Genomic DNA, 19,556 nt, shown 5'->3' with positions numbered 1-19,556 from the left:
GGTGGCCCACGCCGGCTCTCGACGCCCAAACTGCCAGAATCCGAACAGATAAGGCTCTTACGCGGCATCCATGCCGCTCAAGGTCCAAGCCGGTACGCGCGCAAGCACGACCGGTTTTCGTCGTTGGCTGACGGGAAAAGCGGCGTCCGGTCGGGTGATCGCGCTTCGGGGCGCGGTCTTTGTGGGCGACGCACTGGCAGCGAATCGACGCCCCCGCCCCATGACCTTGCGCAAGCGCGGCTCGCCCACCCGCGCGCAGGGAACTGCCCGCGCCCGCCCTGGCTCGCCTGCGGGGCAACGGGCAGGCCCTGAATGCTGCTCGCCTTGCCCACGGTCACCCCCTGCTCTAGGCTTCTCGTTTTGCCGTCAGCAGCTCCGGGGATTGGAATGGTCGAAGGTTTGGGAAGGATCGGTTTCGGCCTGTTCGGTCTGGCGGTGCTCATCGGCATCACCTGGCTGTTTTCGAGCAACCGCCGCGCGATCGACTGGAGGCTGGTCGCCACCGGTCTGGCGCTGCAGATTTCGTTCGCCGCACTGGTGCTGCTGGTGCCGGGCGGACGCGATGTGTTCGACTCGCTGGGCAAGGGCTTCGTCAAGGTGCTGAGCTTCGTCAATGAAGGGTCCACCTTCATTTTCGGCAACCTGATGAACATCGACAGCTACGGCTTCATTTTCGCGTTCCAGGTGCTGCCCACCATCATCTTCTTCTCGGCGCTGATGGGCGTGCTCTACCACCTGGGCGTGATGCAGGTGGTGGTCCGCGCGATGGCCTGGGCGATCACCAAGGTGATGCGCGTGTCCGGTGCGGAAACCACCAGCGTATGCGCCAGCGTGTTCATCGGCCAGACCGAAGCGCCGCTGACGGTGCGCCCGTACATCCCCAAGATGACCCAGTCCGAGCTGCTGACGATGATGATCGGCGGCATGGCGCATATCGCCGGCGGCGTGCTGGCTGCCTACGTCGGCATGCTCGGTGGCAGCGATCCCGCGCAGCAGGCGTTCTACGCCAAGCATCTGCTCGCCGCCAGCATCATGGCCGCGCCCGCCACCCTGGTGGTGGCCAAACTGCTGGTGCCGGAAACCGGCACCCCGCTGACGCGTGGCACGGTCAAGATGGAAGTGGAAAAGACCACTAGCAATGTCATTGATGCGGCGGCCGCCGGCGCCGGCGATGGCTTGCGGCTGGCGCTGAACATCGGCGCGATGCTGCTGGCCTTCATTGCGCTGATCGCCTTGATCAACGCACCGCTGACCTGGCTGGGCGAGATCACCGGCGCTGCCGCGCTGCTGGGCCGGCCGACCAACCTGTCGACGATCTTCGGCTACGTGCTGGCGCCGATCGCCTGGGTGATCGGTACCCCGTGGGTGGACGCGACCACGGTCGGTTCGCTGATCGGACAGAAAGTGGTGATCAACGAATTCGTCGCCTACAGCGAGCTGTCGCGTATCGTGAAGGGCGAAGTGCCGGGCGTGGGCCTGAGCGCGGAGGGCCGGCTGATTGCCACATATGCGCTGTGCGGCTTTGCCAACTTCAGCTCGATTGCGATCCAGATCGGCGGCATCGGCGGGCTGGCACCGGAACGCCGTCACGATCTGGCCAAGTTCGGGCTGCGCGCGGTCCTGGGCGGTTCGATCGCCACGTTCATGACCGCTACCATTGCCGGCGTGCTCTCGCATTTCGGTTAAGGCGGCGCGGGTTCATCGGTGTGACGGTCTAATCGCCGCACGCCACGTTTCATTCAGTCATTCAAGTCAAGGGTATTTATGAGTTCGGTCGTCGTTGTCGGGTCCTTCAATGTCGATCACGTGTGGCGCTGTGATGTCCTGCCCGCACCGGGTGCCACCATCGCCGGTCGCTACAGCACCGGCCCGGGCGGCAAGGGCTTCAACCAGGCGGTCGCGGCCGCACGTGCCGGCGCCAGGACGCACTTTCTGTGCGCGCTGGGCGACGATGCCGGCGGTGCGCTGGCGCGCTCGCTGGCTGCGCACGACGGCTTCGCGCTGATCGCCGAGCCCAGCAATGAGCCGACCGGCACCGGCGGCATCTACGTCGACGCACACGGCCGCAACACCATCGTGATCGGTGCCGGTGCCAACTCGGTGCTGAGCGCTGCGTTCGTGGACAACCAGCGCGCACTGGTGGCCTCGTCCAGCGTGCTGCTGGCGCAGCTGGAGTCTCCGGCGGAAACCATCGAGTCGGCGCTGGCACTGGCACGCGAATGCGGCGTGCTGACGGTGCTCAACGCCGCACCGGCCAATGCGCCGACCTCGATCAGCCTGCTCAAGCTGTCGGATGTGCTGACGCCCAACGAAACCGAATTTGCGGCTCTGCTCGGCCGCCACGTCGGCGAACGTATCAATGCCGACGATGTGGCGGCGCTGGATGGCAATACGCTGCATTCGCTGTGCCGCAAGCTGCTGCCGGGCGGCACCGTGGTGGTGACGCTGGGATCGGTGGGCGCCTTCATCTCGCACGCGGAAGAACAGCTGCGCGGCGACACGGCCGCGCATTACCGGGTGGGTGCGGAAAGCGCGCAGACGGTGGACACCACCGGCGCCGGCGACGCCTTCAACGGCGCGCTGGTGTCCTCGCTGGCCCAGGCGCCGACTGCCAGCTTCATCACCCACGTGCGCTTTGCCACTCGCTACGCCGCGCGTTCCACCGAAGTGGAAGGCGCCGCCACCTCGATGCCGCGCATGGTGCCCGAACCGGCCGTGTGATCCGCGCGTTTCAGTCAAATAACCAAGGCGACCGCAGTGATGCGGTCGCCTTCTGCGTTCAGGGCGTTGGCATCCCCATGAGACTGTTTTGATCCGCGAACGGCATGTCGAGGCCTGTCCATCGACGGACGCTGCGAGCCGGCTGCGCCGGAGCTTCGATCTTCTTCATCGGATAGCAATCTGGGCGGCGGTACCTGGCGTGATGCCGGGTCGAGCACCCGTACCCTCATCCGGCGCTGACGCGCCACCTTCTCCCGACGGGAGAAGGAAGAAAGCCCCTCTCCCGCCGGGAGAGGGGTTGGGGTGAGGGTACGGCCAACAACATTCTCGCCGCTGCCCTCGTTTATTCGTCGCGCGACTCGCCCAACGATCCGCACAGCAATCGCGCAGGACCGAAGGCCGCAAGCGCTCTCCCGATTCCCGATTCCCCATTCCCCATTCCCCACCCAGCTACAATGCCGCCATGCAGATCGGCCCCTACTCCATCGACCCGAAAGTGATCCTGGCCCCGATGGCCGGCGTCACCGACAAGCCGTTCCGGCTGTTGTGCAAGCAGCTGGGCGCCGGGCTGGCGGTGTCGGAGATGACCATCTCCGATCCGCGCTTCTGGGGCACGCGCAAATCGCTGCACCGCATGGATCATGCCGGCGAGCCGGATCCGGTCAGCGTGCAGATTGCCGGCACCGAGCCGCAGCAACTGGCCGAAGCGGCGCGCTACAACGTCGACCACGGTGCGCAGCTGATCGACATCAACATGGGCTGCCCGGCCAAGAAGGTCTGCAACGCCTGGGCCGGCTCGGCGCTGATGCGCGACGAGGAGCTGGTGGCCCGCATCCTGCGCGCGGTGGTGCAGGCGGTGGATGTGCCGGTGACCCTGAAGATCCGCACCGGGTGGGATTGTGATCACCGCAACGGCCCGACCATCGCCCGCATCGCGCAGGACTGCGGCATCGCCGCGCTGGCGGTACACGGGCGCACCCGCGACCAGCATTACACCGGCACTGCCGAGTACGCCACGATTGCGCAGATCAAGGCGGCGTTGCAGATTCCGGTGATCGCCAATGGCGATATCGACTCGCCGCAGAAGGCGGCCCAGGTGCTGCGCGCCACCGGCGTGGATGCGGTGATGATCGGGCGTGCCGCGCAGGGGCGCCCGTGGATCTTCGGCGAGGTGGCGCACTATCTGTCCACCGGCGAGCTGTTGCCGCCGCCGTCGTTGGCGTTCGTGCGCGACACCCTGCTCGGCCATCTGGAAGCGCTGCATGCGTTCTACGGGCAGCCGCAGGGCGTGCGCATCGCGCGCAAGCATCTGGGCTGGTACGCCAAGGATCACCCGCAGAGCGCCGACTTCCGTGCGGTGGTCAATCGCGCCGAAACGCCGGAGGCGCAGCTGGAGCTGACCGGCGCGTATTTCGATGCCTTGATTGCCGGCGTGCCGCCCGCGCTGTCAGTTGCCGCCTGAGTTTTTCCGCGTTGTTGGAGCTGCACCGATGAGCGCACCAAGCGACACCCCGACCTATCTGCATGGATTTTCGTCCACCGAACAGGCCCGCCTGCTCAAACAGGCGCGCCTGCTGGAAGCCACGCTGTTCAACCAGATTGACTACAGCGGCGCACGCCGGCTGCTGGAAGTGGGCAGCGGCGTAGGCGCGCAAACCGAAATCCTGCTGCGCCGCTTTCCCGATCTGCATGTCACCAGCGTGGATCTGAGCGAGGCGCAGTTGGGCGCGGCACGCGCCAATCTGGAACGCCTGGCATGGTGCCGCGAGCGCTACACGCTGCAGCAGGCCGATGCGAGCGATCTGCCGTTCGAGGCGCGTCAGTTCGATGCGGCGTTCTTGTGCTGGGTGCTCGAGCATGTCCCCTCGCCTGCGCGCGTGCTCAACGAAGTGCGGCGCGTGCTGCTGCCGGGCTCGCCGGTGTATGTCACCGAGGTGATGAACGCCTCGTTCCTGCTGCATCCGTATTCGCCCAACCTGTGGCGCTACTGGATGGCCTTCAACGATTTCCAGCACGACCAGGGCGGCGACCCGTTTGTCGGCGCCAAGCTGGGCAACCTGCTGCTGGCCGGTGGCTTTCGCGATGTGCATACCGAGATCAAGACGCTGCATCTGGACAACCGCGAGCCGGGCCGGCGCAAGACCATGATCGGATTCTGGGAAGAAGTGCTGCTGTCGGCGGCCGACCAATTGCTTGCGGCCGGCGCGGTGAACGCAGACACCGTGGACGGCATGCGCCGCGAACTGGCGCAGGTGCACAGCGACCCGGACGCGGTGTTCTTCTATTCGTTCGTACAGGCACGCGCGACGGTGTATTGAGCCGGCGTGCTGCCCGGGTCTGCTGCGTGCGCGTTGCCCAGCGGACCCACCAGGCGAGCCTACTGAGTGGCCGGCGCAGGCGTGGCGGCATGTTCCAGGTCACCGGTCAGCACCGTCCCGGTGGGCTCGTGCCAGATGCGGCGCCACATCTGCGCCAGCACCTGGCCGATCTGATCGCGCGCCACCGGCGCGCGGTAGGCGGCCTGGACCTGTCGCGGCGCGATCGGCTGCCACTGCCCGTCTTCGCGGTGGGCCACCACGAAATTGAAGTTGTAGTCCGGCTCCAGGCCCATGCGCAGGTCGCTGAGCATCAGCTCGTCATCGACCAGGCGTGCGCGCATGAAACCACGGTTGAACCAGGTCAACCGGCGCACTGAATCGAAGCCGGCCACTTCGCCCAGCGCCTGGGTGTTGCTGGAATAGCCGCGAAACTGCATCGGCCCCTTGTCGGCCACCAGCGAGCGCTCGCCGATCACATAGCCGTTGGGCGTCATCGCGACCACGCGCCACAGCAAGGTATTGAGCGGCATCGGCACCGAGAAGCGCGGCGCATCCTTCAAGCCGAGCGCGGCCAGCGCACGGTCCGCTTCCTGGTCGACCAGGTGCTTGGCCAGCAACGACCAGCCCAGATAGGCGGAGCTGAGCGCCAGCCCGATCACCAGCGCGTGTTGGGCGAGCGGCCGCGCGCGCGCAAACCATGCCACCGCGCAGGCGAGCAACAGCCATAGCGTGTAGGCCGGGTCGATGATGAAGACGCTCGACCACATCGCCGGATGCGGCTGCAGCGGCCACCACAGCTGGGTGCCGTAGACGGTGAAGGCATCCAGCAAGGGATGGGTGATCAAGGCCAGCTGGATCGCCCAGAACCAGCGCCTGGGCGCAGTGGCCACGCGCCCATTGCCGTAACGGCGAAACAGCCACCAGATCAGCCAGCCCAGCAACGGCAGCACGAACAACGAATGGCTGGCGCTGCGATGCACCGTCATCAGCGTGACCGGATCATCGGTCAGCGGCAGCAATACCAGCGCATCGAGATCGGGCAAGGTGCCCAGTGCGGCGCCGGCCAACAGGGCTGCACGGCGCGATCCGGCCGGTGCGATGGCGGCAGCGACGGCGCCGCCAAGAACGATCTGGGTCAATGAATCCATTGGCCGATGCTAGCAGGCCGGACATCGTCCAGTGCCATCACGTGCGTTGCGACCGGCAGGCAGTCAGCCAGCAGGCGCGTTGCTCGCACCGCGCTGCGGTTCCCTGATGCAAACGACGCCGCAGCCGAGGTCCGCATGCCCTGCACCAGGATGGCGGACGCTGCACGCTGCACACGCCCGATGGCAGCTCCCGGCAGCCGCGGCCTGCTGACATGCGCTGCGCATGACGGCCTCACGCCGCGCGCTGCTGCGCGGCGTGAGATTGCGGCGCCAGCTCGGCCAGCACCTCGCCATGATGGTTGACCAGTTGCAGTGCGCCGGACTGCGTCTCGCGCAGCGCCGTCAGGCTCTCCACCCAATCGCCGGTGTTGGCGTACAGATGGCCGGCCTGCATGCGCAGTGCGGCGCGATGGATGTGCCCACAGACGATGCCGTCCAGATCGCGGCGCATCACATCGGCCAGGCCGGCGGCCACGAAGCGGCCGATGTAGCGCTCGGCCGCTTCGCTGCGTCGCTTGAGAAACTCGGCCAGCGACCAGTAGCGCATGCCCAGCCGACGCCGCAGACGATTGGTCAGCTGATTGCCGGTGAGGATGCGGTAGTAGAGCCAGTCGCCAAATCGCTCCTGCAGGCCACCGAAATGGGTTTGCGCATCGTAGTCGTCGCCATGGGTGACCAGCAGCCGGCGTCCGTCCAGCAAGGTGTGGATGCTGCGTCGGCGCACCTGCATGGCCGGCATCACCAGACCGCAGAAGCGGCGGATGGCGCGATCGTGATTGCCCGGCACGTAGATGATCTCGGTGCCGCGTCTGGCTTGCGCATGCAGGGCGGCGATCACCTGCCGATGCGCCGCATCCCACACCGCGCGCCGCTGCGACATCCACCACAGGTCGATGATGTCGCCCACCAGATACAGCGTCTGGCAGCGCTGGCGGCCGATGAACGCGGCGATCTCGGCGGCGTGGCAGTGCCGCGAGCCCAGGTGCAGGTCGGACAGGAACAAGGCACGGACGGGAGGATGCAACGTGGACAAGTGCATGCGGACATCTCCGGGGACAAGAATTTCGGCGCCGCGATCGGGCGCGGTACAGGCAGGGTGCGTGCGCCGCCCGCGGGCACCGGCAGCGCACTCACGCAGACCCGCGTCCCGCTGCAAGGCACGGCGCGCTGCATCGGACATCGCATCCCGGATCGTGGTCGCCATGGCAGCCATGCGCCCTCGCCCCGGCACGCTGTCCAGCGACATCGCTTATTCCCCTCCAGCGCCATGGCTGCAAGCAGCCATGGCGCCGGGCACGCGCGCATGCTGACCGGTCAGTACGACCATTGCATGGCAAGCTGACGACACCCGGATGACCGTGCAAACCCCCGCCACGACACGGGTTTAACGCCACAGCGGGCTGTTCAGGCGCACAATGCACAGGGTTGTCGGACGGTGTATCATCCGCACCCATCTTTTCATCCGAATCAAGGGATATAAGCCTGATGTCCAGCTACCTGTTCACCTCCGAATCGGTCTCCGAAGGCCATCCGGACAAGATCGCCGACCAGATCTCCGACGCAGTGCTGGATGCCATCCTGGCCCAGGACAAGCGCGCCCGCGTGGCATGCGAGACGATGGTCAAGACGGGCGTGGCGATCGTTGCCGGCGAAGTGACTACCAGTGCCTGGATCGACCTGGAAGCGCTGACCCGCAAGGTCATTCTGGACATCGGCTACAACAGCTCCGACGTCGGCTTCGACGGCGAGACCTGCGGCGTGCTCAACCTGATCGGCAAGCAGTCGCCGGACATCAACCAGGGCGTGGATCGCAAGAACCCGGAACAGCAGGGCGCCGGCGACCAGGGCCTGATGTTCGGCTATGCGACCAACGAAACCGACAGCCACATGCCGGCCGCGATCCATCTGGCGCACCGCCTGGTCGAGCAGCAGGCCAAGATCCGCAAGAAGAAAAACTCGGCGCTGTCCTGGCTGCGTCCGGACGCCAAGTCGCAGGTCACCCTGCGCTACGAAGACGGCGTTGCGACCGCGATCGACGCGGTGGTGCTGTCGACCCAGCACGACCCGGGCATCAAGCAGAAGGACTTGGTCGAGGCCGTGCGCGAGGAAATCCTCAAGCCGGTGCTGCCGGCCAAGTGGCTGCACAAGGGCACCAAGTTCCACATCAACCCGACCGGCAAGTTCGTGATCGGCGGGCCTGTGGGCGATTGCGGCCTGACCGGCCGCAAGATCATCGTCGACACCTACGGCGGCTGGGCACGTCACGGTGGCGGTGCGTTCTCTGGCAAGGATCCGTCCAAGGTCGATCGCTCGGCAGCCTACGCTGCGCGCTATGTGGCCAAGAACGTGGTGGCTGCCGGCCTGGCCGACCGTTGCGAAGTGCAGGTCTCCTACGCCATCGGCGTGGCCGAGCCGACCTCGATTTCGGTCACCACCTTCGGCACCGGCAAGATCGCCGACGAGCAGATCGAAAAGCTGATCCGCAAGCACTTCGACCTGCGTCCGTTCGGCATCATCCAGATGCTCGACCTGATCCACCCGATGTATCAGCAGACTGCGTCCTACGGTCACTTCGGCCGCAAGCCGAAGGACTTCTCCTACACCGACGCAACCGGTGCGCAGCACAGCGCCACCGCGTTCTCGTGGGAAAAGACCGACCGCGCCGACGCCCTGCGCGCCGACGCCAAGCTGAAGTAAGCCAACTGCTCCTGCGGGAGCGGATGCAGTGAATTGCACATGGGCCGCTGATGCGGCCCATGTGCGTTTTGATGAAATGGATGCTTCCAACGGAACCCCACGGCTGGATTCACTGCGTGTCCGGGTTTTTGATGCAGCCACCGCTTGCTGACGAATCTCCGCCTTGGACGTCTAGTGGGTTTGTGCGAATGCTCGGGTCACTGATGCTTTGTTACTGAAGGCTCCGACCACTGAAGGCACTTGCTCGCGTAATGTCTGCCGATCAGTAATGGCAATGCTGGGAGCGCGGTGTCGCGTCCGGGGGCGGGACCGTGTGGCGGCATGATGCCGCCACCGAGCCTCCAGGGATGGATTTACGGCGTGTCCCGACACCGGATGCGGCGCCGCGCTGCCGACCAACTCCGCACACCGATCAACCTTGCGCACGACATCTGCCGTTTTCATGCGAATGCTTCGGTCTACTGCGGGCGCTTGCACGCGTACCAGCGTGGGACACGCCGCAAGTACGTCCCTGTAGGCTCCGGCGCGGCATCCATGCCGCTCAAGGTCCCACGCCGGCACCCGCGCAAGCACCACCGATCATTGTCGGCAACTGAGAGAAAAGCGGCCTTCGGTTGACTGGTCGTGGCCTGAATCTTTTTCCATCGGTTCCATGCAGATGCTTCGATGAGCTGAAGGCGCCTGCACATCGCAGCCCCAGCAGTGCGTTCAAGGCTCGCGTTGCAACTGTTGCTCCAACGCCTGAGCGAACGCCTTCAACGGACACGCCATGCGTTGCTCTGCTGTGCAAACGCCGAGCGCCAACTTCTGCTGCAACGGCGGATGCTCCAAATTTAGCGGCGCCAGCGTCCGCAATTGATCCAGCGATTGCGCCAGATAGCGTGCGCGCACCACCTGCTGCCCACTCGGTTCGCGCCATAGCTCCAGCAGCAATGCGCCACCCGGCGGCGGATCGTCGGCGCCGTAGCCGGGGAGATGAAAGTGCACGCCCAGCAAACTGCTCAACGCGGCGATATGCGTGTCACTGCCAACGAAGACAGAGACCTTTGGCGCCTGCATATTGCCGAAGCGCTGCAGCACTTCGCGCGCCAGCGGTGCGCCGGAGCCTGAGGCCATGTAATGCGGACGTGCGTAGATGTCGAACAACAACGCATGCAGGCGCGAGACCTGCGCCAGCCGCTCGGGTGTGGCACGGCCCCAGCCGACCTGCGACAGCGGCAGGCCTTCTGCATATTGCAGCAGCAACACCTCGCCGGTGCCGGAGGTCAGATCGATCGGCCCACCCAGGGCCAGGCCGCGCCCGTTGGCCGATGGCGCCAGCGTGGACGGCATTTGCGCGAAGTCGCAGGGCGTGCGCGTGCAACCCAGGATCTGCTGCATTGCCTGCAACTCGGCTGCGTGCCCTCGCAGCAATGCGGCAGGGCCACCGGTTTGCCTTTCGATCGCCGCAACCGCCGCCGTGCCATCGAACGGCACCGCGCCAGCTTCGATCGGGCGGAACAACGGATCGTTGCTGCCGGCCTGGCGATGCCCGGCGACGATCCCGCAGCCCGGTGCCAGCGCCTCGGCCAGCAGGGCGCCGCTGTCGATGGTGCGCTGATCGGTATTGGCCCAGACCGACACGCTGCCTGCTGACGGACAGCCGCTACGCGGCAACACGCCCTGCTGCGCCAGCCACTGGCGCAGATAGTCGCCGCTCAGCTGCACGCCGATGCGCCCGTGTGGCGTCAGCAGGCTGGCCGGTGTGGACCATTGCGGCCATGGCGCATCGGCGTAGTGCGCTGCGGCGGCTTCACCCTGCAGCGGTGCGCGCACGCCGTGCCGGAAGACAGCCACCACGCGTTCCAGTTGCGCGGCCTGCGCAGCTGCGGGCGGCCCGGGCGGACGCGGCGTGCAGCCGATCAGCAGCAGCGCGCCGAGTGCGAGTGCCGGCATCCGCCATCGTGGCCGCAGCACTGTCGTCGATCGTCGTCTGATCCCTGCGTGCAACGGCGCGACGATCCCGCACGACGGCAACGACGCGATCCCCATCGCGTCGCTGCCGTCATCGCCTGCGGGCGTCTGTTCACCACCCCGCCCCGTTTTCTTCGCTTGCCTGAAACCCATACTGTCGGTCATCCCGTTGTTCGTCGCGGAATTTACCGGGCCAATGTGCAAGGCAGACGACACTTGGCGGAACTTATCGAACATTTCCGGGCGGCCGCCACGCGGCGATAGATGCTCGGCATCAGCCGCATGGCGGCGAAGCAGTCGGTGTGTTGGTCGCTCGAAGCGCGGCATCAGTCTTGTCGAACCGCAACTCACCGCATGGTGGCCGCCTTGCGTAGATACCCTTCGCACTGGCCATCGGGACGCACTGCGCAGGGCCGCGGCGCAATGACAGGAGATCGGCCGGCATCAGCCCATCGACACACCGCCCGAACCGCGTGCGTGGTGGGCGGGCTGTCCGGGATCGTCGTTGTCCTGCGTCTTTATGCGAGCGATGCCGCGCAGATCGGCACGCACTCAGGTGCGCAGGAAGATTTCCACGCGTCGGTTGAGTTGTCGCCCGCCGGGGTTGTCCTGCCCATCCAGCGTGTTGGGTGCCACCGGTTGCGATTCGCCATAGCCTTTTGCGCCGGCCGACTGCGCGGCACCGCGGGTGCGTAATGCGGCCAGCACCGCCTCGGCGCGGCGCTCGGACAGCGCCTGGTTATAGGCGTCGCTGCCCTTGGCATCGGTATGCCCGCGCACTTCCATCTCCTTGGCGCTGACCTTGCCGAGTGCGGCCGCCAGCACGTCGAGCACGCGCGCGGCGTCGGGGCGGATCTCGGCCTTGTCGAAGTCGAACAGGATGCGCTCGTTCAAGGTGATCAGATAGCCGCACGGTGCGCCGGGAAGTGCGAACTTCTGCAGCAGCGGGAAGCGCCCCGCCGGCGGCACCTTCGGCAGCTGCGGCATGCGCACTTCGCGCGGCGGGGTACCGACGGTGCCGCTGCCATTGCCGCGGTTCTGCACCAGCCCGTCCGGGCCGTTCCAGGTTCCCGAGCCGTCGGCGTTGATGGTGATCAGACCGCGCGGGCCGTTCCAGGTGCCGCTGCCATCGCCGTGGTTGTCGACCAAGCCGCTCTTGTCGCTGTTCCAGGTGCCTGCCCCCTTGCCATCCAGACTGATCAGACCCGCCGGGCCGTTGTAGGTGCCGGCGCCGTTGGCCTGGACCTGGATGATCGCGTCGTCGCCATTGGCGCCACTGGCATTGATGGTGCCGCTGCCGTCCGCATTGACGCGGATCAGGCCGCCGTCGACGTTGGCGGTACCGCTGCCGTCGGCCTTGAGGTCGAAAAGCCCGCCGTCGCCGTTGCGCAGCAGATTGCCGTTGGCATCGACGCTGGTGATGCCGGCGTCGTTGATCAGGCTGCCGCCATCGCCGCAGCGTGCCGGCGTCACGCTGACGCCTTGGATCGGGTCGAGAATGTCCTGCAGCGAGGCTTCCAGTGCGCGCTGCGCCGGGGTCACGCCAGCGATGTCCGGCACCACGATCGACGGGATGGCCGGGAATTCGGGGAGCGCTTCCTCAGTGACGGGTGGCGCTGCGGACGGACGCGCTGCGGTCTGCGCTGCCGGCGGCGTGGCGCCCGCAGGGTCGGCTGCCTCGCGTTGACCTTCGCCGCGGCCGCAACCGGCCAGCAGCAAGGGCACCCAGATCACTGCCGACAGCGTCTTGCGCATTGCGTCTTCCCTGGTTCGAGCGTGTTCGAGAACCGCCTGATAGCACGGGCCAAGTAAACAACGCGCTAAAAGCGGCCAACGCAACTACTGAGCGACCGTCAGGCAGTGCGGTCGGTGCCGGGATCGGCATGCTCGTGTACTCCGGCTCCTGCACGTCGTCCGCACCCACCGAATGACCGCGCGTTGCCCAGGTTGGCCGGCCTAGGCGTGAGCGATCGCAACGTCTGGACGCGTGCCGGACAATGGTGCGCATTGGCAACGGGGAAATTCCACACCCCGCTGTGCGCGTGACCTCGCAGCCACGCCTTCCCGCGATGGTGTAGCGCACTCAGAGCATCGCAGGCGTCGCAGCCGGACGCGCGGCCTGCGCCTGGTTTGTGTTTGCCGCTTCCGATTGCAGTTGCTCGTGCAGGATGCGGCGGATTTCCAGAATCGCCTGCGGGGTTTCCTGCACGCTATGCCAGGAGGTCACCACCAGTTCGGACTCGGCACCGTCCAGATGCGCGCTGCGATACGGCACCAGGCCATCGTCGGAATCGGCCAGCGGCACCTGCGGTTTTTCGCGCCCGACGATGGTGTGGTAATGCACCTGCGGGGAGATCGGCAGGTCCATGCTGGCGCGCACGAACGGGTCGGTATCGCGCAGGTTGTCGATGCTGGTCGGCGGCAGCAGGCGCCGCTTGCGGCGCGGGTCGTCGCCCTGCGCGCGCCGTTCGCTGCTGGCCAGGTCCTGAAACACATCGCCGAAGCGATCCAGCAAGGCGATCGGCAAACGCACCAGGCGGCCGACGAAACGCCCCAGCCCACCCTCGGCCAGCGGCGTGCCGCGATGCGGCGCGGCAATGAAGATGGCACGGTCGATCTGCGGCATTGGTGAAAAATGCAGCAGCGGCGACAACTTCGCGCGGATGCGTGCACCGCGCTCGCCGTCCAGGCGGTAGTCTGCCAGCAGGGAATTCCACAGGCGATCGCCGGATGAGGACACCAGCAGGCGGCCGATCACCCCGCCCATGCTGTGGCCGATCAACACCATGTCCTGCGATGCGATCGCCGTGCCGGCCGGATCGAAGTGCTGCAGGCTGCGCTCCACTAGGACCTGGATTTCGGCGCGGTTGACCGCCACCGGCGCATTGGTGGGGTAGTACACCTGCCAGATCTGGTAGCGCTGGCGCAGCGCTTCATCGCCCATCACTTCGTTGGCGACATTGACCCAGGCTTCCGGGCTGCTGGCCAGACCATGCAGCATCAGCAGCACGCGTCGGTCCGGGTCGTAGGGCTGCATAAGATACAGATGCGGGCGGTCGATGCCGCGCGCGCTGCCCAGCATCGACCGCAAGGACTGCGCGGCAAACCCGGACCTGGCCAGCCACAGGCCATAGGCGGCGGTGAAGTTGGCCGCCAGCGGCACGCGCTGGCCATGCAGTACCACTTCGTTCTGGCGATACGGATCGTAAGGCACCACGGTGACGGCATGGCCGCGCAGCACCGCATCCAGCGTCTCGCCCTCGAAGCGCAGCAGCAGCGTTGCCGGTGCATACGGCATCTCGCTGAAGGTGGGCAGCGGACGCTCAGGTGTCGCGACAGCGGCAGCAGATTGTTGCAAGGCCAGCCCGGCAGGGTCGCCGACCACCTGCGGGTCCACCTCGGCCACCAGTTCGGCACCGAAGCCGTCGCGTCGATACGTGCTGCGCAGTCCATCGAAGCGCAACGCCGAGGCGGCGAAGATCGCACGCGGCGTGTTGCCGCCGCCCGGCAACCGATACGCAGACATGTCGATACCCACCTGCCAGCGGCCTATGCTGGTCGGTTCGCGCTCGCTCTGGCCGGTCTGCTGCGCGCGTGCGAACAGGCGTTCGATCACCTGCTGCACGGCGTAGTTGTAGTAGTCGCGCACCTGCGTCTGGCGATTTTCGAACGCACGCGCACTCGGTGCCCGATCGGTGAAAAACAAGTACGCGTACGCATGCCGCGCGGCCTCCAGCCAGGCGTCGACTGCGGCATCGCTCATGGTTGTCGGGTCGCGCCCGCCCAGCGCAATCGCATGTGCGGTCCATAGCTCGGCCTGCGTTGCCAGCCGGCGCTCATCGCCGATGCCTGCGACGGTGGCGAGTTGCTGCAGGCAGGGCAGCGGGTCGCTGCGGCAGGCCTTGGGTTGCAGACCGGCCACCTGCACCGTCTCGCCGCTGGCCTGGCTCAACGCGCCGGTGCTGAGCACATCGCCACGCGTGCGCGCGATGAAGTCGCCGCTGCTGTGCGATTGCACCGTGACCATGGCGCAGCCGCTCAGCCACAGGCTCGCCAGTACGCCCGCCAGCACTGCGGCGGTACGGCATCCACGCAGGCGCGGCGTCACCGGGGTGCGCTCGCGGTGGCCCCAGGCGCCGGCGCCTGCGGCATGCCGGCGCGGATGCGCTCGGAGAAATCGGCCGCCTTGTCGGCGGCGATTGCACGTGCGGTGAAATGCCCGCGCTGCTTCAGGGTGGCGAAGTCGTAGCCGGGCATCAGCCCATGGTGATCGTAGGCGTATTCGTCGACGTAGCCGGACAGCAGCAGGCGATGATCCAGCGGCAATGTGGGCTGCAATTGCCGCGCCAACGCAAACACGATCGTGGTGCAGTTGCTGGTGAGCGTGTTGTAGAACGCCGGCGCGCGGTTCAGGTCGTTGGCCAGGCCCAGATAGCCCATGAACATGCGGCGCAGCCCGGCCTTGGGAAGCGCCAGCCGGTACAGGTACATGTCCTCGCCGCGCACATTGGTGCGCACGCGCAGGATGTCGCGCTCGTCGGCGGCCACCAGGGTTTCTTCGAAACTGCGGAAAAACCCGCCCAGTGCCGAGAACGACTCGCCACGCTCCTTGCGGATTTCCAGCGAGAACACCACATGCGAGCCGTCGTCGAAACCGAACGACACCAACGTGTGCGCGATCGCCGGGCCCATCCAGTACGACAGCGCCAGATCGGCGCTGACCAGACGGTCCAGATCGTACTGGCGGGTTTCCCAGCGCGGCTGGTAGTCGGTTTCGCTATGCCAGTCGAAATTGCGCACGTTGTGCAGCGTGACGATGTCGCCGTGCACCTCGGGCTGCAGGCGCTGGGCGACATCGTCGGCCCAGTCGCGGTCCTGGCTGGGCTGCATCATCCACCACGACACCGCCAGCACCGCAAATGCCGCACTGAAGATGCCCACCAAGGCCCAGTTCTCGCGGCCACGGCGCAGGCCCCACAACGCCGCGATTGCCATCGCGCACCACGAGCCCACCCACGCCGCGCGCACGAACGCATTGCCGGTCAGTGCGAAATAGATCGCCAGCCCGCCCCAGAGCGCGGCCAACACCAGCGCCACCCGCAGCGCCCAGCGCCCGATGCGCGAACGCGTGGCCGGTTTCATCGGGTGCCGCCTTCCGGCACCTGCATGCCCAATGCATGCATCAACAGATCGGCCGAACGATGGGCGAGGCGTTTGCGTTCGGATTCGTCATTGCCGCGCAGGCAGCTGCCCAGCATGTCGATCACCAGCAGCAGCTGTTCGTCGTCGACATCGGCACGGCACAGGCCGGCGTCGCGGGCGCGATGCACGAACGGCAGGAAGATGCGCACCACACGCCGGTCGGCGGTTTCCACCGCCGGGTGCGCGCGTTCGATGGAACGCCAGAAATCCACCAGCGGCGCGGACTGGGCGATGTGCTCGGCCACGTCGTGCAGCAGCACGGCCAGCCCGTCCGGGCGCTCGCCCAGATCGGCGGCAAGCCGTTCCAGGCCGTCCAGGCCACGGGTCATCAGCGCGGTCATCAGCGCGAGCCGGTCGGGGAAATTGCGGTACAGCGTGGCGCGGCCAAGGCCGGCGCGCTCGACCACCAGTTCCAGCGGGGCATTGACGCCGTGTTCGCTGAACACTTCGTCGGCGGCATCGAGTATCTGCCGGCGGCGCAGCGCGGCATCAGGGCGAGAAGTCGTCATCGCCGCATTATCGGACAGATTTGTCCGGTTACACCAGAGTCCGCTTGTCGATTCCGCGCCCTCTCCGACCAACGGTCGGGATCGGGCGATCGGATTGGACCGTCGAATCCGACGGTCCAATCAGCGAACCGGATCAGCCGGTGTTCTGCACGCCTTGCGAGACGCCGTTGACGCAGGCGACCAGCGCGCGCAGCAGCTCGTCGTCTTCGCCATCGGTGGCGCGCCAGCGTTGCAGCAGGTCCACCTGCAGCACGCTGATCGGGTCGATGTAGGGGTTGCGCAGGCGGATCGACAAGGCCAGCCGCGGGTCGTGCTGCAGCAGTGACTGCTGGCCGGTCAACGCCTTCACCCAGCCCTTGGTCAGCGCCAGCTCGGCGCCGATGCCCGGGAAGAACCGCTGGTGCAGGTCGCCCGACAACCGCGAGAACAGCTCGGCGATGGTGAGGTCGCCCTTGGACAGCACCATCGCCACATCGTCGAGAAAGGTGCGGAAGAACGGCCAGTCCTGCGCCATCTCGCGCAAGGTCTCCTCGTGCCCGGCATCCACGGCCGCCTGCAGGCCGCTGCCCACGCCGTACCAGCCCGGGATCACCGCACGCGCCTGGCTCCAGGCAAACACCCACGGAATCGCGCGCAGGTTGGACAAGGCCGCGTCCTGGCCGAGCCTGCGCGATGGGCGCGAGCCCAGCGTCATGCGTTCGATCACATCGATTGGCGTGGCCAGGCGGAAGTACTGCATGAAATCCGGCGCGCCAACGAAGGCGCGATACGCCACGGTGCTGCGCTCGGCGACCAGATCCATCACCGGGCGCCAGCGCTCCTCGCGCGGTTCGGGCGCACGCGGACGCAGGCTGGACAGCAGCACCGCGCCGGTCATCTGTTCCAGCGAGCGCAGCGCCAGGGCACGGATGCCGTACTTGCGATGGATCACCTCGCCCTGCTCGGTCACGCGCAGCCGGCCATCGACACTGCCACGCGGCGCGGCATCCAGCGCGCGGCTGGTCTTGCCGCCGCCACGCGCGATCGAGCCGCCACGGCCGTGGAAGAAGGTCAGCCGCACGCCGAGTTCGGCGGCAGCCTCCAGCAGTTCGACCTGCGCGCGTTGCAGCCCCCAACGCGAGGCGGTGATGCCGCCGTCCTTGCCGCTGTCCGAATACCCCAGCATCACCATCTGCGTATCGCCGCGCGCAGCCAGGTGCTGGCGGTAGACCGGGTCGGCGAGCAGGTCCTGCACGGTGCCGGTACCGCCGCGCAGATCGTCCACGGTTTCGAACAGCGGCACGATATCCAGCGGCACCGTGCCGGCGTCGTCGACCAGACCGCCGCGGCGCGCAAGCGCCAGCACGGTAAGTACATCAGCGCGGTTGTGCGCCATCGAGATGATGTAGCTGCCCAGCGCATCGGCGCCATGGCGGCTGCGCGCATCGGCGAGCGCGGCGAACACCGCATCCAACCGCGCATTGCCTTCGTCATCCACGCGCGGCAATGCCTGTTCGCCGGAGGCATACGGGCCGAGCAATGCGGCGCGCTGGGTGGCGTCCTGTTCGTCCCAGTCCGCCTGACCCAATGCGTCGGCCACCGCGCGCGCATGCACGCTCGATTCCTGGCGCACGTCCAGACGCGCCAGGTGGAAGCCGAAGCTGCGCACGCGCCACAACAGGCGGCGCACCGCGAACCAACCGGCGTGCAGGCCCTTGTTGGCCTGCAGGCTGTCCAGGATCAATTGCAGATCGTGCTCCAGCTCGGACGGACTGGTGTAGGCGCCGTCGGCATCGTCCAGCGTGGCCTGCAGGCGCGCGCGCATCAGATCGTTGAGCAGCCGGTACGGCATGTCGCCGTGGCGCGGACGCGAGCGTGCGGCGTCCTCCGGCAACAGCGCGCGGTAGCGCTGCAGTTGCTCGCTCAATGCCGGGCTCACCGCCACCAGCGTGGTCGACTGGCTGAGCAGGCTGGCCAGTTGCCAGAGTTCCTTCTGATAGCGGTCCAGCACCGCACGCCGTTGCGCATCCAGCGTGCCGGCAATGGTGGTGGCATCCACATTGGGGTTGCCGTCCATGTCGCCGCCGACCCAGGTGCCGAAGCGCAGCAGCCGCGGCAGGGTCGGCACGCTGCCGTAGGTCTCTTCGATGGCGTGTTCGAGGGTTTCGTACATCACCGGCACCACGCGATAGAGCACCTGGGTGAGGTAGAACCCCACATGCTCGCGCTCGTCCTCCACGGTGGGACGCACCGGCGAGGAGTCGGCGGTCTGCCAGGAGGCGGTCAGGGCCATGCGGAAGCGCGCCGCGTCGGTGGCGCGCTCGTTGGGCGTGCGCATGCCGTCCAGGTTGTCGACCAGGCTGGCGACCATCAGCTGCTCTTTTTCCAGCAGCGCGCGGCGCACCGCTTCGGTGGGATGCGCGGTGAACACCGGCTCCACGTCGATCCGAGGCAACCACGCGCTGAGTTCGTCCAGCGTCACGCCCTGCGCCTTGAGCCGGCGCAAGGCATCGTGCAAACCGTCCGGCTGCGGGGTGTCGGTCCCGCTGCGCTGGTATTCGCGGCGGCGGCGGATGCGGTGCACGCGCTCGGCGATGTTGACCACCTGGAAATAGGTGCTGAAGGCACGCACCAGCGCCTCGGCCTGGCGCGGCTCGCGCCCGGCCAGCTGCTCGCTCAGCGTCGACGGCGGTGCATCGCCCTCGCGCCGCGCAATCGCCGTGGTGCGGACGCGTTCGACTTCCTCGAGGAATTCCGCAGAGACCTGCTCGGCGAGCAGGTCACCGACCAGGGCGCCGAGCCGACGCACGTCGTCGCGCAAGGGCAGGTCGGGGGTAGCGAACACAAGACTGCTGCGGTACTCGTTCATCGGAAACGCACACCCTCTCAAGCGCAAAGTCGTCGAAGACTAACCCAAAAGGATTAGATGATCGCGACCGGCACGACGGTTTCAACACCAACCATCGTGTGCCAGCGCTCCCCGCCGATGACCCTCGTAGGAGCGCGATGGGGCTTTCCCGGTAATGCCC

Annotated in this window: 13 protein-coding genes; 5 read left to right on the top strand and 8 right to left on the bottom strand. The window is 66.9% G+C overall.

Annotated features, from left to right (window positions below):
- The first annotated feature begins 387 nt into the window (after window positions 1-387).
- The 4 genes from LL972_RS10220 to LL972_RS10205 all read left to right on the top strand — a co-directional run bounded on the left by LL972_RS10220 (window position 388) and on the right by LL972_RS10205 (window position 5,039).
- Window positions 388-1,686, top strand: coding sequence for a NupC/NupG family nucleoside CNT transporter (locus LL972_RS10220; protein ID WP_016903833.1), 1,299 nt, complete (start codon window positions 388-390; stop codon window positions 1,684-1,686).
- A 78-nt stretch (window positions 1,687-1,764) separates the two neighbouring features.
- On the top strand, window positions 1,765-2,721 hold the full coding sequence (locus LL972_RS10215) for a ribokinase (RefSeq protein ID WP_228327505.1): 957 nt from the start codon (window positions 1,765-1,767) through the stop codon (window positions 2,719-2,721).
- 463 nt (window positions 2,722-3,184) lie between these two features.
- Window positions 3,185-4,183 carry a tRNA dihydrouridine synthase DusB gene (gene dusB / locus LL972_RS10210; protein ID WP_228327504.1) on the top strand — a complete coding sequence of 333 codons (999 nt, stop codon included), beginning with the start codon at window positions 3,185-3,187 and terminating at the stop codon, window positions 4,181-4,183.
- 28 nt (window positions 4,184-4,211) lie between these two features.
- Window positions 4,212-5,039: a methyltransferase domain-containing protein gene (locus tag LL972_RS10205; RefSeq protein ID WP_166766263.1), complete on the top strand. Its 828-nt coding sequence runs from the start codon at window positions 4,212-4,214 to the stop codon at window positions 5,037-5,039.
- Between the two features lie 59 nt (window positions 5,040-5,098).
- On the opposite strand, the gene LL972_RS10200 is transcribed toward LL972_RS10205, so the two are convergent.
- Window positions 5,099-6,187: a metal-dependent hydrolase gene (locus tag LL972_RS10200; RefSeq protein ID WP_228327502.1), complete on the bottom strand. Its 1,089-nt coding sequence runs from the start codon at window positions 6,185-6,187 to the stop codon at window positions 5,099-5,101.
- A gap of 232 nt (window positions 6,188-6,419) precedes the next feature.
- Window positions 6,420-7,226: a UDP-2,3-diacylglucosamine diphosphatase gene (locus LL972_RS10195; protein WP_228327500.1), complete on the bottom strand. Its 807-nt coding sequence runs from the start codon at window positions 7,224-7,226 to the stop codon at window positions 6,420-6,422.
- Window positions 7,227-7,672: 446 nt separating this feature from the next.
- On the opposite strand from LL972_RS10195, the gene metK reads away from it, so the two are divergent.
- Window positions 7,673-8,884: a methionine adenosyltransferase gene (metK, locus tag LL972_RS10190; protein ID WP_039530648.1), complete on the top strand. Its 1,212-nt coding sequence runs from the start codon at window positions 7,673-7,675 to the stop codon at window positions 8,882-8,884.
- Between the two features lie 708 nt (window positions 8,885-9,592).
- On the opposite strand, the gene LL972_RS10185 is transcribed toward metK, so the two are convergent.
- The 6 genes from LL972_RS10185 to ppc form a co-directional block, all read right to left on the bottom strand.
- Entirely contained in the window at window positions 9,593-10,990 is a 1,398-nt protein-coding gene (locus LL972_RS10185) for a histidine-type phosphatase (RefSeq protein ID WP_228327509.1), read from the bottom strand.
- Window positions 10,991-11,389: 399 nt separating this feature from the next.
- Window positions 11,390-12,592: an OmpA family protein gene (locus LL972_RS10180; RefSeq protein WP_323134212.1), complete on the bottom strand. Its 1,203-nt coding sequence runs from the start codon at window positions 12,590-12,592 to the stop codon at window positions 11,390-11,392.
- Between the two features lie 328 nt (window positions 12,593-12,920).
- Entirely contained in the window at window positions 12,921-14,864 is a 1,944-nt protein-coding gene (locus LL972_RS10175; protein WP_266104569.1) for an alpha/beta fold hydrolase, read from the bottom strand.
- Window positions 14,865-14,941: 77 nt separating this feature from the next.
- Window positions 14,942-15,979, bottom strand: a complete 1,038-nt coding sequence (locus LL972_RS10170; RefSeq protein ID WP_228327497.1) for a DUF4105 domain-containing protein — start codon at window positions 15,977-15,979, stop codon at window positions 14,942-14,944.
- On the bottom strand, window positions 15,976-16,548 hold the full coding sequence (locus LL972_RS10165) for a TetR/AcrR family transcriptional regulator (RefSeq protein ID WP_119130749.1): 573 nt from the start codon (window positions 16,546-16,548) through the stop codon (window positions 15,976-15,978). Before LL972_RS10165 ends, LL972_RS10170 begins: the two co-directional genes overlap by 4 nt.
- A gap of 133 nt (window positions 16,549-16,681) precedes the next feature.
- Window positions 16,682-19,396, bottom strand: a complete 2,715-nt coding sequence (gene ppc / locus LL972_RS10160; RefSeq protein WP_228327495.1) for a phosphoenolpyruvate carboxylase — start codon at window positions 19,394-19,396, stop codon at window positions 16,682-16,684.
- Window positions 19,397-19,556: the final 160 nt, after the last annotated feature.

The organism is Xanthomonas campestris pv. asclepiadis (assembly GCF_020784175.1).
In the GTDB taxonomy this organism is placed as follows: Bacteria; Pseudomonadota; Gammaproteobacteria; order Xanthomonadales; family Xanthomonadaceae; genus Xanthomonas; species Xanthomonas campestris_D.
The sequence above is the reverse complement of the archived record's forward strand: the minus strand, read 5'-3'. Positions and strand labels throughout refer to the sequence as shown.

Bases quoted from the DNA above. Each gene is read 5' to 3' on its own strand.
- LL972_RS10220 (WP_016903833.1), top strand. From the start codon at position 388: ATGGTCGAAGGTTTGGGAAGGATCGGTTTCGGCCTGTTCGGTCTGGCG.
- LL972_RS10215 (WP_228327505.1), top strand. From the start codon at position 1,765: ATGAGTTCGGTCGTCGTTGTCGGGTCCTTCAATGTCGATCACGTGTGG.
- dusB (WP_228327504.1), top strand. From the start codon at position 3,185: ATGCAGATCGGCCCCTACTCCATCGACCCGAAAGTGATCCTGGCCCCG.
- LL972_RS10205 (WP_166766263.1), top strand. From the start codon at position 4,212: ATGAGCGCACCAAGCGACACCCCGACCTATCTGCATGGATTTTCGTCC.
- LL972_RS10200 (WP_228327502.1), bottom strand. From the start codon at position 6,187: ATGGATTCATTGACCCAGATCGTTCTTGGCGGCGCCGTCGCTGCCGCC.
- LL972_RS10195 (WP_228327500.1), bottom strand. From the start codon at position 7,226: ATGCACTTGTCCACGTTGCATCCTCCCGTCCGTGCCTTGTTCCTGTCC.
- metK (WP_039530648.1), top strand. From the start codon at position 7,673: ATGTCCAGCTACCTGTTCACCTCCGAATCGGTCTCCGAAGGCCATCCG.
- LL972_RS10185 (WP_228327509.1), bottom strand. From the start codon at position 10,990: ATGGGTTTCAGGCAAGCGAAGAAAACGGGGCGGGGTGGTGAACAGACG.
- LL972_RS10180 (WP_323134212.1), bottom strand. From the start codon at position 12,592: ATGCGCAAGACGCTGTCGGCAGTGATCTGGGTGCCCTTGCTGCTGGCC.
- LL972_RS10175 (WP_266104569.1), bottom strand. From the start codon at position 14,864: ATGGTCACGGTGCAATCGCACAGCAGCGGCGACTTCATCGCGCGCACG.
- LL972_RS10170 (WP_228327497.1), bottom strand. From the start codon at position 15,979: ATGAAACCGGCCACGCGTTCGCGCATCGGGCGCTGGGCGCTGCGGGTG.
- LL972_RS10165 (WP_119130749.1), bottom strand. From the start codon at position 16,548: ATGACGACTTCTCGCCCTGATGCCGCGCTGCGCCGCCGGCAGATACTC.
- ppc (WP_228327495.1), bottom strand. From the start codon at position 19,396: ATGAACGAGTACCGCAGCAGTCTTGTGTTCGCTACCCCCGACCTGCCC.